Origin of the sequence: Xanthomonas sp. DAR 35659 (assembly GCF_041242975.1) — a bacterium.
GTDB classification, from domain to species: Bacteria; Pseudomonadota; Gammaproteobacteria; order Xanthomonadales; family Xanthomonadaceae; genus Xanthomonas_A; species Xanthomonas_A medicagonis.
The window spans coordinates 2,240,871-2,255,948 of sequence record NZ_CP162488.1 but is presented as its reverse complement, the minus strand read 5'-3'; the positions used below and the strand labels follow the sequence as shown (position 1 = coordinate 2,255,948).

Below are 15,078 nucleotides of genomic sequence, written 5' to 3'. Positions count from 1 at the left end.
GCCTAAAGCCGCAGGCAGACAAGCTCGGAGACTTCCGCATCTCCCTCCTTTTGCCACAGGCAGCGCGTGGCGAACGCCCGGCCTGCCTGCGGGTACATCGACACGATCTCGAAGTCCTCAGGCGCCTGCACCCAACTAAGCCGATGGCGATCATGGGTACGAAACGAGGCGACGCTCGCCTGGACGTAGCGAGGCGCTTCGCCACGTGTCATCGTCGCCGCGGCGACCGAGACCACGTTGCCGTCCTGGGTACTGGCCATCTGCCAGAAGTCCATACCGAGATCGAACGCGGTGAATGTGTTGTACGGCGGGTCCATGCATCCGGCGTTGGGGGTCGGCGCCGCCCAGGACACCCTGTTGCCTTCGCGCACCCGCCCGCGCCCAAGCGACAGCCAGAGGCGACCCGTTCCGTCCATCGTCGAATGGCAGACCGGCTGGGTCCGCGCGATGCGTTGCGGCGGGCGATCCAAACCCGGTTGCGCCAACCAGACGCTGCCCGTGGCAGCGACCGCCAGGATGTTCCCGTCCAGGGTCGGGTGAATCTGCAGATCCTCTTCCAGCACGCGTCGGCGCACGCTTCCCTCAGGCAGGCGCATGGCGCTCAGATGCGCCGCGCTGGCATTGATCGCATGCACGTGGCCGCCTGCAAGCAACAGCTGATCGCTGTATCGGGGAATGCGGGTCGTCCACTTTTGTAGCACCTCGAGCGTGTCGGCATCGAGCCGGAACAGCCTGGTGTCGGTCGCGACCAGCACGCCGTCCTCGCCATCGCGCGCCACAGCCCGTGCCTGGTTGCCGAGCGCGACCGCGGCCACTTCAGCGCCCGTCGCCATGTCGAGCGCGCGCAGCCGCAGCGCGCCGAAACCGACGCCCCATCCATCCGATACCAAGACGCGCCCGGTTCGGTCGTCCACCCACAACCGCTGCGCGGCCGTGCCTGGGACGGTGGTGCGCCAGAGGACCGTGGCGGGCTGGAGAGGCGAATCAGCGTGCGGACTCATCGGTGCGAACGGCGTGCATGCGGAGCCTGGAGTTTGCAGGATCGCGGCGCGGCGTTGCGTGCTCGCATGCGACGGTTGGCGGCGTTGCGCGTTTCGGCCAATGTCGGCACAGCGGCAGTGCTACGCACCTGGATTGCGCCAAGCCATCGCACTCCGTACAGCGGGCAAGCGAGGTAGCCACCCCAAGCGCGGCATGGCGCCGCACAAGGGCATCCGCACTCACGATTGGCTGCCAAGGCAGGAACGGCGCGATTGGGTGCCGCCCACCTACGGTCGCGCCTGCCGCGCCGCTGCGGCCGTCATCGCCTGCTGCACCCGCCGGAACGGTACACGCAGTTGCCAGCGTGCCGACCATGGTAGGCGCGCCAATGCGGCACGCGCATCCAGCGCCGGCAGCGCGCCGGTCCAGGCGAATGCAACGTGGTTGTCCATCTCCGGTTCGTCCAGGCGCAGCACGCGGCCGTCGAACAGCGCGCGCAGATGCGCCAGATGGCGACGGGTGTCGGTGTCGTACAGGTTCACCGCCAGCACCCCGCCCGGCGCCAGCGCCGCGTGGCAATCCTCGTAGAAGCCGCGGCTGAGCAGCGCCGCCGGGATGCCGTCGGCATCGTAGGCATCGAGCAACAGCAGGTCGTAACGGCCACGGCGTTGCGGCAGCAGGCGCGCGCCGTCGCCGTGCACGGCCTGGAAGCGCGCATCGTCGGCCGGGATGTGGAAGGCATCGCGCAGCGCCAGCACGTCGGCATCGGCCTCGATCGCCTCGATCCGCGCCTGCGGCAGGTGCCGGTAGCAGAACTTGGCCTGCGAGCCGCCGCCGAGGCCGACGATGCCGATGTGGCGCGGGTCCGGACGCAGCAGCAGCGCGCCGAGCATGCTGCGGGTGTAGCCCACCTCCAGCACATGCGGCCACCAGGTGAGCATCCGGCTCTGCGTCACCTCGCCCTTGAACTGCAGGCTGGTGTAGCGCCAGCCGCGCTCCACGTAGGGGCGGCCGGGGCGCAGCGCCTGCGTCTGCGCGCCCTGTGCCCGCAGCAACTGGCGCAGCGTCGCCCAGCGGCCGCCCGGCGCCGGGTTCACGGCTTGGCGATGAGGTTGGCCACGCCGTGCGGCACGTGCCCGGCGGCCACGCGCTCGCGCGCGGCGCTGTCGATGTTGTGCTGCGAATCGTCGAAGAAGATGTCGGCGCCGAAGGCCTGCAGGAACGGCCCCTTGTGGCGGCCGCCGAGGAACAGCGCCTCGTCCAGGCGCACGCCCCATTCGCGCAGGGTGCGGATCACCCGCTCGTGCGCCGGCGCCGAGCGCGCGGTGACCAGCGCGGTGCGGATCGGCGAGGCCTCGCCGGCCGGGAACGCGGCCTGCAGCGCATGCAGCGCCGACAGGAAATTGCGGAACGGCCCGCCGGTCAGCGGCTCGCGCGCGTTCTCGCGCTCGTAGCGACCGAACGCCTCCACGCCCTGCTCGCGCGAGAAGCGCTCGCCCTCGTCGCCGAAGATCACCGCGTCGCCATCGAAGGCGATGCGCAACTGCGTGGACAACCGTTCCGAAGCGATCGTCCCGGCCGCGGCGGCGGCTTCCTGCGCGCGCTCGCCCGGCGGCTTGGGCAGGATCGTCGCCGCGGCGATGCCGTGGCTCAGCGCGCGCCGCACCGATTCAGGATTGGCGGACAGGAACAGGTCGGTGCCGAACGGCTTGACGTACGGCCAGGTCGGCTCGCCGGAGGTGAAGGTGGCGCGGACGATACCCAGCCCGTAGTGCTGGATCGAATTGAAGATGCGCAGGCCGGTGTCGGCGGAATTGCGCGACAGCAGGATCACCTCCACCGGCGGTGTCTCCGGCGGCGTGCCCTGGTTCAACGCCAGCAGCTTGCGCACCACGGGGAACGCCACCCCCGGCGCCAGCACATCGTCCTCGCGCTCGCGCTGATACGCGCTGTACGCCTCCACACCCTGCTGCTCGAACAACGCATGCCCCTCCTCCAGATCGAACAGGGCGCGCGAGGTGATGGCGACGGTGAGCAGGCGGGGGGTGTTGTCGGACATTGGGGGCTGTGAATGGGGAGTCGGGAATGGGGAATGGGGAGAAGCGGTTTACCGGCGCGGATGTGATACGGGAAAAATCAGGAACACGGAAACCGCTGTTGCGATTCCCCATTCCCGATTCCCCATTCCCAGCCCTCAAACCATAAATTGCTCGCTCAAGATCCGCTCCTCCAGATTGTGTTCCGGATCGAACAGCAGGGTGACCAGGCGGTCGCGCGATTCGCGGATGGTGACCTCGACCACGTCGCGGGTCTCGTGCGAGTCGGCGGTGACGCTCACCGGGCGCTTGTAGTGGTCGAGCACGCGCAGGCGCACTTCGGTGTCGGCCTTGAGGATCGCGCCGCGCCAGCGCCGCGGCCGGTACGGGGCGATCGGGGTCAGCGCCAGCGTGTGCGAGCCCAGCGGCAGGATCGGTCCGTGCGCGGAGGAGTTGTAGGCGGTGCTGCCGGCCGGCGTGGCCACCATCACCCCGTCGCAGATCAGTTCGTCGACCCGGGTCTGCCCGTTGAGGTCGATGCTGACGTGCGCGGCCTGGCGGGTCTGCCGCAGCAGCGAGACTTCGTTGTAGGCCAGCGAGCCGGTGCTGGTGCCGGACTCGGTCTGCGCCAGCATCTCCAACGGCCGCAGCTTGGCCGGTTCGGCCAGGGCAAGGCGCGCGACCAGGTCGTCGTCGCGGAACTGGTTCATCAGGAAGCCGACGGTGCCCAGCTTCATGCCGAACACCGGCTTGCCCAGGCTGCCGTGGCGATGCAGGGTCTGCAGCATGAAGCCGTCACCGCCGAGCGCGCACAGCACGTCGGCATCGTCAGGCGCATGGTCGCCGTAGCGCGCGATCAACTGATCGCGCGCCTGCATCGCGGGCGGCGCGGTGCTGGCAAGAAAACAGATACGGGGAGCGGAAGGCAGCGCGGGAGCATTCATGGCCCCGATCATACCCGGCCGATCATGAAAAGCCGGGATTCGGGAATGGTAGAAGCGAGCTGTCGTGGCGGAGACGGGACGGAGAGAGCCGTAAGCCGCGTCTTGCGCATCCACGAAAGGCCGGATTCGGGATTGGGGATTGTAAAAGCCGCCTGTTGCGCCGTAGCGAAAGAGCGTCGCCGCTTGGCGAATCCCCAATTCCGACTCTCCAATCCCTGCCGCCACACCTGCCCTAACCCACCGCCACAGTCCTTACTGGAGCAAAGCCCCCCTTCTGTTAAGGGGGGCGCGGCGAAGCCGCGGGGGATAGGCAAGGCCGCCGTGCGGCGCCAACGTTTGCGCCGCAAACGTTGGGTCAGGCCCGCACAGCGGGCCTGACCACGGTGTTAAACACCGTGCGCCGCCAACTGGCCAAGCCGCTGCACCGCCACCGACACCGTCGGATAGTCCAGCGTCTTCTGCGCGGCCAGTTCCTGCAGCATGTTCAAGGTGAAGCGCAGGCTGCTGTCGTCGCGCTGCAGCCAGTGCTGCACCTTGGCCTCGGCGTTGCCGCCCGGCAGGCTCAGCGCCTGGCCGGCCAACGCACCGTGATGCTTGGCCAGTTCGTCGCGCAGCACGCCGCGGGCCACCGCATGCCAGCGGCCGTTGACCTCCAGCGCGTCGATCTGCTCGAACAGCCACGGCAACTGCAGCGCCTCGCCGAGACGGAAGTGCACCTTCGACACCTCCACCGGCTTGAGCTTGCGGGTGCGCGCCATCTCGATGATGTCGAACGCCGGTTCCAGGAAGCGCAGCTCCGACAACTGCTGCGCCAGCGCCGGCGGCAGACCCTTGTCCTGCCACTCCTGCACCAGCGCCTCGTACAGCGGACGCTGCGAATCGGGGAGCACGCCGGAGGCGACGCGGATGTCGTTGAACGGCTCGTGGTAGCGCTCCACCGCCGCGGTGATGCCCGGCATCGGGCCCGGGCGGAACAGCAGCCAGCGCACGAAGGCGCGCTGCAGCGTCCAGATCACCTCCAGCGCGTCGATCTGCACCGACTCGGGCACCTTGCCGTCCAGCGCGTCGATCTGCGTCCACAGCGCGCGCGCATCCAGCGTCTCGCGGCTGATGGTGTAGGCCTTGGCAACCTCGCCGATGCTGCGCCCGGTGTCTTCCTGCATGCGCATCAGGAAGGTGGCGCCCATGCGGTTGATGGTGGTGTTGGTCACCGCGGTGGCGATGATCTCGCGCTTGAGCCGGTGCCGCTCCATCGCATCGGCGTACTTCTTCTGCAGCGGCTGCGGGAAGTAGCGCTGCAGCTCCTTGGACAGGTACGGGTCCTCGGGGATGTCCGATTCCAGCAGCTGCTGGAACGCCACCAGCTTGGAATAGGACAGCAGCACCGCCAGCTCCGGCCGGGTCAGGCCCTGGCCGCGCGCCTTGCGCGCGGAGATCTCCGCGTCCGACGGCAGGTATTCGATCTGCCGGTCGAGCAGGCCCTGCGCTTCCAGGGTGCGGATGAAGTGCTGCTTGGAGCCCAGGCGCTTGACGCTCATGCGCTCCATCAGGCTCAGCGCCTGGTTCTGGCGGATGTTGTCCCACAGCACCAGTTCGGCGACCTCGTCGGTCATCGATGCCAGCAGCTTGTTGCGCGCCTCCAGGGTCAGTTTCTTGGCCTGCACCACGTCGTTGAGCAGGATCTTGATGTTGACCTCGTGGTCGGAGGTGTCCACGCCGGCCGAGTTGTCGATGAAGTCGGTGTTGAGCAGCACGCCGACCTGCGCGGCCTCGATGCGGCCGAGCTGGGTCAGGCCGAGGTTGCCGCCCTCGCCGACGATCCTGCAGCGCAGTTCGCCGCCGTTGACGCGCAGGCCGTTGTTGGCGCGGTCGCCGACGTCGCCGTGGGTCTCGCTGGCGGCCTTGACGTAGGTGCCGATGCCGCCGTTCCAGAACAGGTCCACCGGCGCCTTGAGGATGGCGTTCATCAGCTCGTTCGGCGAAAGCTGCTTCACGCCCGGCTCCAGGCCCAATGCCTCGCGCACCGGCGCACTGATCTCGATCGACTTGAGCGTGCGCGGATAGATGCCGCCGCCGGCGCTGATCCGCTTGGCGTCGTAGTCGGCCCAGCTGGACCGCGGCAGCTTGAACAGGCGCTCGCGCTCGGCGAAGGACGCCGCCGCATCCGGATTGGGATCCAGGAAAATGTGGCGGTGGTCGAACGCGGCCAACAGGCGGATGTGGCGCGACAGCAGCATGCCGTTGCCGAACACGTCGCCGGACATGTCGCCGATGCCCACGCAGGTGAAGTCCTCGCTCTGGCAATCGCGGCCCAGCGCGCGGAAGTGGCGCTTGACCGACTCCCAGGCGCCGCGCGCGGTGATGCCCATGCCCTTGTGGTCGTAGCCGACCGAGCCGCCGGAGGCGAACGCGTCGCCCAGCCAGAAGCCATGGTCCAGCGCCAGGCCATTGGCGATGTCGGAGAAGGTCGCGGTGCCCTTGTCGGCGGCGACCACCAGGTACGGGTCGTCCTGGTCGTGGCGCACCACCTGCGGCGGCGGCACGATCTTGCCGCCGACGATGTTGTCGGTGATGTCCAGCAGGCCCTGGATGAACAGCTTGTAGCAGGCGATGCCTTCGGCCAGCACCGCGTCGCGGTCGCCACCGACCGGCGGACGCTTGCAGAAGAAGCCGCCCTTGGCGCCGACTGGCACGATCACCGTGTTCTTGACCATCTGCGCCTTGACCAGGCCCAGCACCTCGGTGCGGAAGTCCTCGCGCCGGTCGGACCAGCGCAGGCCGCCGCGCGCCACCGCGCCGAAGCGCAGGTGCACGCCTTCCACGCGCGGGCCGTACACGAAGATCTCCCGGTACGGACGCGGCTTGGGCAGGTCCGGCACCTTGGCCGAATCCAGCTTGAAGCTGATGCAGTGGCCCGGCTGACCGTCCTTGCCGGCCTGGTAGTAGCTGGTGCGCAGGGTCGCTTCGATCACGCCCTTGAAGCTGCGCAGGATGCGGTCTTCGTCGAGGCTGGCGACCTGATCGAACAGCTTCAGCAACGCCGCATTGGCCGCCTCCAGCTGCGCGGCGCGGTCGCCGCCGCGCGCGTCGATCACCGGTTGCAGCGCCTTCAGCGCGGCCTCGTCGGCACCGGCCAGCAGGCGCAGTTGCGCCGCCAGCGCGGCCTGGCCCTCGGCGATCTGCGCCTTGCTCTCGTTGCCGGTGGCCGGGTCGAAGCGCGCCTCGAACAGTTCCACCAGCAGCCGCGCCAGCAGCGGATAGCGGCTGCAGGTCTCTTCCACGTAGGCCTGCGAGAACGGCACGCCGGTCTGCAGCAGGTACTTGCAGTAGCCGCGCAGGATCGCCACCTGGCGCCAGTCCAGCCCGGCGCCGACGATCAGGCGGTTGAAGCCGTCGTTCTCGGCATCGCCGCGCCAGATGCGCACGAACGCCTCGCACAGCGGCGCATCGGCGCGCGCGACATCGATGCTGCCGGCCAGCGGCTCCACCTCGAAGTCCTGGATGTACAGCACGGTACCGTCCACGGTGAGCCGGTACGGGCGCTCGGAGATCACCCGCAGGCCCAGGTTTTCCATCATCGGCAGCACGTCCGACAGCGGCAGGTCGTCGCGCTGGCGGTACAGCTTCAGGCGCAGGCTGTCGGCGCCGTCGCGGCGCAGCGCCTGCAGGCTCAGGTGCAGGTCGTCCGGACCGCGCAGCGCGGCCAGGCGCTCGACGTCGCGCGCGGCGATCTGCGCGGTCGATTCCTCGATGTAGCCGGCCGGCAGCGCGCGGCCGTAGCCGGCCGACAGCCGCAGGCCGTCGCGTTCGCCGCGGCTGGCGACCAGCGCTTCGCGCAGGTCATCCTGCCAGTTGCGCAGCAGGTGCGCCAGGCGCGATTCCAGTTCGGTGGTGTCGAACTCCAGCGCCTCGCCGGGCTTGGGCCGCACGATCAGGTGCAGCTGCGCCAGCGGCGATTCGCCCAGCACCACGCTGGAGTCGATGTACTCGCCGTGCAGCGCGTCCTTGAGCAGCGCCTCGATGCGCAGGCGCACGTCGGTGTTGAAGCGTTCGCGCGGGATATACACCAGCGCCGAGATGAAACGGCCGTACTTGTCGCGACGCAGGAACAGGCGGCTACGCACCCGCTCCTGCAGGCCGAGGATGCCCATCGCGGTGCGGTACAGCTCCTCCTCGTTGGACTGGAACAGTTCCTCGCGCGGCAGCGTCTCCAGGATGTGGCGCAGCGCCTTGCCGCTGTGGCTGCTGGCGGTCAGCCCGGACCTGCGCATCACCGCGTCGTAGCGCTCGCGCACCAGCGGGATCTCCCACGGCCGGCGGTTGTAGGCGCTGGAGGTGAACAGGCCCAGGAAACGCTGCTCGGCGACGATGCGGCCCTTGGCGTCGAATTCCAGCACGCCGATGTAGTCCATGTAGCCGCTGCGGTGCACCCGCGAGCGCGCGTTGGTCTTGGTCAGGATCAGCGCGTCCTTGATCCCGGACTCGCTGAGGCCGTGCGCGGCCAGGGTGCGCACCGGCCGCGCCGGCGACTTGTCGTGGCCGCGCAGCAGCCCCAGCCCGCTGTCCTCCAGCGGCGCCAGCACGTCTTCGCCGGCCTGCTTCTCGACGCGGTACTCGCGGTAGCCGAAGAAGGTGAAATGGTCGGCCGCGGCCCAGCGCAGGAACTCCTGCGCCTCGCGCCGGCCCTTGTCGTCGACCGGCAGGCGCCGCGTGGTCAGGTCGTCGGCGAGGGTCAGCATCTTCTCGCGCATGCCGCCCCAGTCGCGCACGATGTTGCGCACCTCGCCGAGGATGCGCTGGATCGCCGCCTCCACCCGCGGCATGTCTTCCGGCGGCTGCCGGTCGATCTCCAGCAGCATCAGCGATTCCGCCTTGCCCTCGCCCACGCTGTCGAGCTTGCCGGCCTTGTCGCGGCTCATGCGCAGCACCGGGTGGCCGAGCACATGCACGCCGATGCCCAGCTCCGCCAGCGCCATGCTCACCGAATCGACCAGGAACGGCATGTCGTCGTTGACGATCTGCAGCACCGTGCGCGAGGACTCCCAGCCGTCGTGCTTCAGGTCCGGATTGAACACCCGCACGTTGACCGTGCCCGGCTTGCGCTTGCGCGCGAACTCCAGCATCGAGGCCGCCAGCGCCGCCCACTCTTGCGGGCTGTGGTGGGGGAACTCGTCCTCCTCCATGCGCTTGTAGAACGCCTCGGCGAACACCTGCGCCTCCTCCTGGCGGGCGGCCGGGTAACGCTTGCGCAGCGCCGCGTACACCGGCGCCAAGCTGAAGCCGGCGGCGGCGGGCAGCGCGTCGACCACCTTGGCGGTGGCCGCGGCGGCGGCCGGCTTGGCCGCGGCCTTGCGCGGAGCGACCGGCTTGGCCGGCGACGCGGCGGGAGGCTTGGCGGAGGGCTTGGCCGACTTGGCGGGCGACGGGGCCGCGGCAGTGCGGGTGGCGGCCGGGGATTTGCTGGAACGGGGAGCGGCGTGTTTGGGTTTCATGACGGAGAGCAGCAACGATGCTCGATGGGAAAGCCGAAATTGTACCGGTGCGCCGTTCAACTACCTTGCTGCATCGCAACCGGCTGGCCACGTCGACGGCGACGCGCCAGAACCCGCAAAGCGGCCGCAACGCCGCCGTCACGCGGCGCTCACCATGCTTTGGCAATGGCGTAGCGGTGACCATGAACGTCACCTTGTCAAGGCTGTTCTAATTCTAAACTGGACGGTATAGTCCACAATCGATGAGCCTCCCCCTCGCCTCTGCCGCACAACGCCAGGCGCGCGATCAGCGCGTGTACGACGCCGTACGCGAGCTGCTGGCCGAGGAAGGCATGCGCCTGAGCATGGACGCGGTGGCCGCCCGCGCCGGTTGCTCCAAGCAGACCCTGTACAGCCGCTACCGCAGCAAGCAGGACCTGCTGCAGCGGGTGATGCAGGACCATATGGAACTGAGCGCCACCCACCTGGGCCCGGCCCAGGGCGACCTGCGCGGCAGCCTGCTGCGCTTCGCCCGGGAGCATCTGGAACAGCTGTCCGAACCACGCGTCCTGCAGAGTTGCCAGCTGATCGCCGCCGAATCGCGGCATTTCCCGGAAGAAGCGCGCGCCCTGTTCCGCGACAGCGCCGGCGCGCTGATGCAACGCCTGAGCGAGCGCCTGCAACTGGCGATGGCCGCGGGCCAGCTGCGCCATGACGATCCGCACTTCATGGCCGAACTGCTGTTGAGCATGATCGTCGGTCTGGATTTCGAGCGGCAGTTTTTCCACACCGCGCATCGCCGCGGCGACGCGCAGCGTGCCTGGGCCGAATTCGCGGTCGACAATTTTCTGCGCGCGTTCGCCGCAGCCCCTTCCCTTTCCTTATCAACACCAGACCGGAGTACCACCCGATGACCTCCCCGTTGCGTTCCCTCGCCCTGGCCTGCGCCGTCGTGGTGGTGTTGGCATCCTGCAAGAAACAGGAACAGCAGCAGGCCATGCCGCCGCCGGAAGTCGGCGTGCTGCAGGCGCAGCCGCAGACCGTGCCGCTGCAGCGCGAACTGGTCGGCCGCCTGTCCGCGTTCCGCAGCGCCGACGTGCGCGCCCGCGTCCCCGGCGTGCTGGAAAAGCGCCTGTACACCGAAGGCACCGACGTCAAGGAAGGCCAGCCGCTGTTCCAGATCGACCCGGCGCCGCTGCGCGCGACCCTGGCCTCGGCGCAGGGCCAACTGGCCGCGGCCGAAGCCACCTATGCCAACGCCAAGGCCGCCGCCACCCGCGCGCGCAGCCTGGCGCCGCAGTCCTATGTCTCCAAGTCGGACCTGGACGCGGCCGAAGCCACCGAGCGCAGTTCCGCGGCCGCGGTGCAGCAGGCCCGCGCGGCGGTCGAATCGGCGCGCATCAACCTCGGCTACGCCACCGTCACCGCGCCAATCGCCGGCCGCGCCGGCAAGCAGCAGGTTACCGAGGGCGCGCTGGTCGGCCAGGGCGACAGCACCCTGCTGACCACGATCGACCAGCTCGATCCGCTGTACGTCAACTTCTCGATGAGCGCCGACGAACTGGCGCAGCTGCGCCAGGCGCAGACGCAGGGCAACGTGGCGCTGAGCGACCAGAGCAAGTCGACCGTGCAGATCAAGCTCGGCGACGGCAGCACCTACGCGCATGAAGGCACCCTGGACTTCTCCGGCGCCGCGGTCGATCCGAGCAACAGCTCGGTGACGCTGCGCGCACTGCTGCCGAACCCGGACCGGGTGCTGCTGCCCGGCGCCTTCGTCAGCTTCTCGGCCAACCTGGGCCAGCGCAAGGACGTGTACCTGATCCCGCAGGCGGCGGTGCTGCGCGACGCGAAGGGCGCCTATACCCTGGTGGTGGGCAAGGACAGCAAGGTGGTGCGCAAGGATCTGACCACGGTCGGCCAGCAGGGCGACAAGTGGATCGTCAGCGGCGGCCTGCAGAGCGGCGACCAGGTCGTGGTCAGCGGCCTGCCCAAGGTCAAGGAAGGCGCACCGGCCGTGGCCAAGCCGTGGGATCCGAACGCCGCCGCCCAGGGCCAGGGCGCTGGCGCGGCACCCGCAAACGGCGCGCAGGGCGCCGCGGCGCCGGCCAAGAACCCCGCCCCGGCACAGGACGCCGCGCACGGCGACGCGCCGGACGCGGCCTCGCCTTCCGACCAGCCGAAGCAGTAACGGACTCCCCCCATGCCTAAGTTCTTCATCGAACACCCGGTCTTCGCCTGGGTGGTGGCGATCCTGATCTCGCTGAGCGGCGTGATCGCCATCCTCAATCTCGGCGTCGAGTCGTATCCGACGATCGCCCCGCCCCAGGTGACCGTCACCGCCACCTACCCCGGCGCCAGCGCCAGCACCACCGAACGCTCGGTCACCCAGGTGATCGAGCAGCAGCTGACCGGCATCGACCACCTGCTGTACTTCAACTCGTCGTCGTCCTCCAGCGGCACCGCCACCATCACCCTGACCTTCGAGACCGGCACCGACGCGGACATCGCCCAGGTGCAGGTGCAGAACAAGGTGTCGCTGGCGACCCCGCGCCTGCCCTCGGAAGTGACCGCGCAGGGCGTGGTGGTGGCCAAGGCCAACGCCGGCTTCCTCAGCGTGATCGCGCTGCGTTCGGAGAACCCGTCGATCGACCGCGACGCGCTCAACGACATCGTCGGCTCGCGCGTGCTGGAGCAGATCTCGCGCGTGCCCGGCGTCGGCAGCACCCAGCAGTTCGGCGCCGAGTACGCCATGGACATCTGGCTCAACCCGGAGAAGCTGCAGGGTTACCACATGTCCGCCAACGACGTGTACACCGCGATCCGCGCGCAGAACGTGCAGTTCGCCGCCGGCTCGATCGGCTCGGATCCGGCGCCGCAGGGCCAGTCGTTCACCGCCACGGTCAGCGCCGAGGGCCGCTTCACCTCGCCCGAGCAGTTCGAGAACATCATCCTGCGCGCGGACGGCAACGGCACCGTGGTGCGACTGAAGGACGTGGCACGGGTATCGTTCGGCCCGACCAACTTCGGCTTCGACACCCAGTACAACGGCAAGCCGACCGGCGCCTTCGCCATCCAGCTGCTGCCCGGCGCCAATGCGCTGAACGTGTCGGAGGCGGTCAAGGCCAAGATGGACGAGCTGCAGCCCAGCTTCCCGCAGGGCGTCACCTGGTTCACGCCGTACGAGAGCACCACCTTCGTCAAGATCTCGATCGAGGAAGTGGTCAAGACCCTGATCGAGGCGATCGTGCTGGTGTTCCTGGTGATGCTGGTGTTCCTGCAGAACTTCCGCGCCACCATCATTCCCACCCTGGTCATCCCGGTGGCGCTGCTCGGCACCTTCCTGGGCATGTGGGCGATCGGCTTCACCATCAACCAGCTGACCCTGTTCGCGATGGTGCTGGCGATCGGCATCGTGGTCGACGACGCGATCGTGGTGATCGAGAACGTCGAACGCATCATGTCCGAGGAGCACCTGGCGCCCAAGCCGGCCACGCACAAGGCGATGACCCAGATCACCGGCGCGGTGGTGGCCATCACCGTGGTGCTGGCGGCGGTGTTCATCCCCTCGGCGATGCAGCCCGGCGCGGCCGGCGCGATCTACAAGCAGTTCGCGATCACCATCGCCATGTCGATGGCGTTCTCGGCGTTCCTGGCGCTGAGCTTCACCCCGGCGCTGTGCGCGGCGTTCCTCAAGCCGACCCACAACGACAACCCGAACTGGGTCTACCGCACCTTCAACAAGTACTACGACAAGCTGGCCCACCGCTACGTCGGCGCGGTGGGCGGCACCATCCGCCGCGCGCCGCGCTGGATGGCGGTGTTCGCGCTGCTGGTGGTGTTGTGCGGCTTCCTGTTCACGCGCATGCCGGGCAGCTTCCTGCCCGAGGAGGACCAGGGCTTCGCACTGGCGATCGTGCAGCTGCCGCCGGGCGCGACCAAGGCCCGCACCAACGAGGTGTTCGCGCAGATGCGTGGCGTGCTGCAGCAGCAGAAGGCGGTCGAAGGCATGCTGCAGGTGGCCGGCTTCAGCTTCCTGGGCCGCGGCGAGAACGTGGGCATGGGCTTCATCCGCCTCAAGCCCTGGGACGAGCGCGACATCGCCGCCGGCGACCTGATCCAGCAGTTGAACGGGATGTTCTACGGGATCAAGGACGCGCAGATCTTCGTGGTCAACCTGCCCACGGTGAACGGCCTGGGCCAGTTCGGCGGCTTCGACATGTGGCTGCAGGACCGCAGCGGCCAGGGCGAGGACGCCCTGCTGCAGGCGCGCAACATCGTGCTCGGCAAGGCCGGGGAGCGCAAGGACACGCTGGTCGGGGTACGCCCGAACGGCCTGGAAAACTCGCCGCAGCTGCAATTGAACGTGGATCGCGTGCAGGCGCAATCGATGGGCCTGTCGGTCAGCGACATCTACCAGTCGATCCAGCTGATGCTGGCGCCGGTGTACGTCAACGACTTCTTCTACGAAGGCCGCATCAAGCGCGTCAACCTGCAGGCGGACGCGCCGTTCCGCACCGGACCCGAATCGCTGCGCAGCTTCTACGTGCCCAGCAGCAACGCGACCGACAGCAACGGCCTGCCGCAGATGATCCCGCTGAGCACGGTGGTGAAGTCTGACTGGATCTACAGTTCGCCGTCGCTGGACCGCTACAACGGCTACTCGGCGGTCAACATCGTCGGCAACCCGGCGCCGGGCGGCAGCTCCGGCCAGGCGATGACCGCGATGGAGGACATCGTCAACAACGACCTGCCGCCGGGTTTCGGTTTCGACTGGAGCGGCATGTCGTACCAGGAAATCATCGCCGGCAACACCGCCACGCTACTGCTGGTGCTGTCGATCGTGGTGGTGTTCCTGTGCCTGGCGGCGCTGTACGAAAGTTGGTCGATTCCGGTGGCGGTGCTGCTGGTGGTGCCGATCGGCGTGCTCGGCGCGGTGGCGTTCTCGCTGCTGCGCGGCCTGCCCAACGACATCTACTTCAAGATCGGCCTGATCACGGTGATCGGCCTGGCCGCCAAGAACGCGATCCTGATCGTCGAGTTCGCGGTGGAGCAGCGCGCGATGGGCAAGACCCTGCGCGAGGCCACGACCGAGGCGGCGCACCTGCGCTTCCGCCCGATCCTGATGACCTCGTTCGCGTTCATCCTCGGCGTGCTGCCGATGGCGATCTCCACCGGCGCCGGCGCCAACGCCCGCCACGCCATCGGTACCGGCGTGATCGGCGGCATGCTGTTCGCCACCGTGCTGGGCGTGCTGTTCATCCCGCTGTTCTTCGTGATGGTGCGGCGCATGCTCGGCGACAAGCTGGACGAGCCGTCGAAGGAGTACCAGGCGCTGCAGATGGAAGGACAGTCGCGGCATCAGCCGGATCGGTGAGGGGCCGGGATTGGGGAGTGGGGATTCGGGATTCGAGTCCTCCCTCCGTTCTGATCCTTCCATCCTGTGGAGGCAAACAAAAAAGCGGCCGCAAGGCCGCTTTTTTGTTGTCCGGGTATGGATCGGGAAACGCGTGGCTGAAGCTACCTTCGAGCCGGCATTCCACGCCTGGGCAAATCCTGCGGGAGGGGCTCCAGTCCCGCCGCTTCCGGCGGGAAGGATCGCTCGCTCCCCGCCGCGATCCACGCAAGGAAAAAGCGGCCCTGCGGCCG

Annotated in this window: 9 protein-coding genes; 4 read left to right on the top strand and 5 right to left on the bottom strand. The window is 68.6% G+C overall.

The genetic code is table 11. From position 1 onward, the window contains the following. Positions 1-2 precede the first annotated feature (2 nt). The 5 genes from AB3X07_RS09595 to AB3X07_RS09575 form a co-directional block, all read right to left on the bottom strand. Positions 3-1,001 (bottom strand): YncE family protein, encoded by a 999-nt coding sequence (locus AB3X07_RS09595; protein WP_369944279.1) that lies wholly within the window; start codon positions 999-1,001, stop codon positions 3-5. A 267-nt stretch (positions 1,002-1,268) separates the two neighbouring features. Beyond that, positions 1,269-2,078, bottom strand: a complete 810-nt coding sequence (locus tag AB3X07_RS09590) for a transferase (protein ID WP_369944278.1) — start codon at positions 2,076-2,078, stop codon at positions 1,269-1,271. Next, on the bottom strand, positions 2,075-3,040 hold the full coding sequence (locus AB3X07_RS09585; protein WP_369944277.1) for a 5'-nucleotidase: 966 nt from the start codon (positions 3,038-3,040) through the stop codon (positions 2,075-2,077). Before AB3X07_RS09585 ends, AB3X07_RS09590 begins: the two co-directional genes overlap by 4 nt. 135 nt (positions 3,041-3,175) lie before the next feature. Beyond that, positions 3,176-3,946: an NAD kinase gene (locus AB3X07_RS09580; RefSeq protein WP_369944706.1), complete on the bottom strand. Its 771-nt coding sequence runs from the start codon at positions 3,944-3,946 to the stop codon at positions 3,176-3,178. Between the two features lie 401 nt (positions 3,947-4,347). After that, a complete protein-coding gene (locus tag AB3X07_RS09575) occupies positions 4,348-9,453 on the bottom strand; it encodes an NAD-glutamate dehydrogenase (protein ID WP_369944276.1) in 5,106 nt (1,701 codons plus the stop codon). A 17-nt stretch (positions 9,454-9,470) separates the two neighbouring features. Here AB3X07_RS09575 and AB3X07_RS09570 point away from each other — a divergent pair, with 17 nt between their 5' ends. From AB3X07_RS09570 to AB3X07_RS09555, 4 genes are read left to right on the top strand one after another with little or no spacing between them, the layout of a single operon-like run. Then, positions 9,471-9,665, top strand: a complete 195-nt coding sequence (locus AB3X07_RS09570; RefSeq protein WP_369944275.1) for a hypothetical protein — start codon at positions 9,471-9,473, stop codon at positions 9,663-9,665. A gap of 30 nt (positions 9,666-9,695) precedes the next feature. Next, a complete protein-coding gene (locus AB3X07_RS09565; protein ID WP_369944274.1) occupies positions 9,696-10,346 on the top strand; it encodes a TetR/AcrR family transcriptional regulator in 651 nt (216 codons plus the stop codon). Continuing rightward, positions 10,343-11,620, top strand: coding sequence for an efflux RND transporter periplasmic adaptor subunit (locus AB3X07_RS09560; protein ID WP_369944273.1), 1,278 nt, complete (start codon positions 10,343-10,345; stop codon positions 11,618-11,620). The genes AB3X07_RS09565 and AB3X07_RS09560 overlap by 4 nt, the downstream gene beginning before the upstream one ends. A 12-nt stretch (positions 11,621-11,632) precedes the next feature. Then, positions 11,633-14,806 carry a multidrug efflux RND transporter permease subunit gene (locus AB3X07_RS09555; protein ID WP_369944272.1) on the top strand — a complete coding sequence of 1,058 codons (3,174 nt, stop codon included), beginning with the start codon at positions 11,633-11,635 and terminating at the stop codon, positions 14,804-14,806. The last annotated feature ends 272 nt before the right edge of the window (positions 14,807-15,078 follow it).

What these genes read in the sequence shown, in the direction of transcription:
- AB3X07_RS09595 (WP_369944279.1), bottom strand. Translation starts at nt 1,001, where the DNA reads ATGAGTCCGCACGCTGATTCGCCTCTCCAGCCCGCCACGGTCCTCTGG.
- AB3X07_RS09585 (WP_369944277.1), bottom strand. Translation starts at nt 3,040, where the DNA reads ATGTCCGACAACACCCCCCGCCTGCTCACCGTCGCCATCACCTCGCGC.
- AB3X07_RS09575 (WP_369944276.1), bottom strand. Translation starts at nt 9,453, where the DNA reads ATGAAACCCAAACACGCCGCTCCCCGTTCCAGCAAATCCCCGGCCGCC.
- AB3X07_RS09570 (WP_369944275.1), top strand. Translation starts at nt 9,471, where the DNA reads ATGCTCGATGGGAAAGCCGAAATTGTACCGGTGCGCCGTTCAACTACC.
- AB3X07_RS09565 (WP_369944274.1), top strand. Translation starts at nt 9,696, where the DNA reads ATGAGCCTCCCCCTCGCCTCTGCCGCACAACGCCAGGCGCGCGATCAG.
- AB3X07_RS09560 (WP_369944273.1), top strand. Translation starts at nt 10,343, where the DNA reads ATGACCTCCCCGTTGCGTTCCCTCGCCCTGGCCTGCGCCGTCGTGGTG.
- AB3X07_RS09555 (WP_369944272.1), top strand. Translation starts at nt 11,633, where the DNA reads ATGCCTAAGTTCTTCATCGAACACCCGGTCTTCGCCTGGGTGGTGGCG.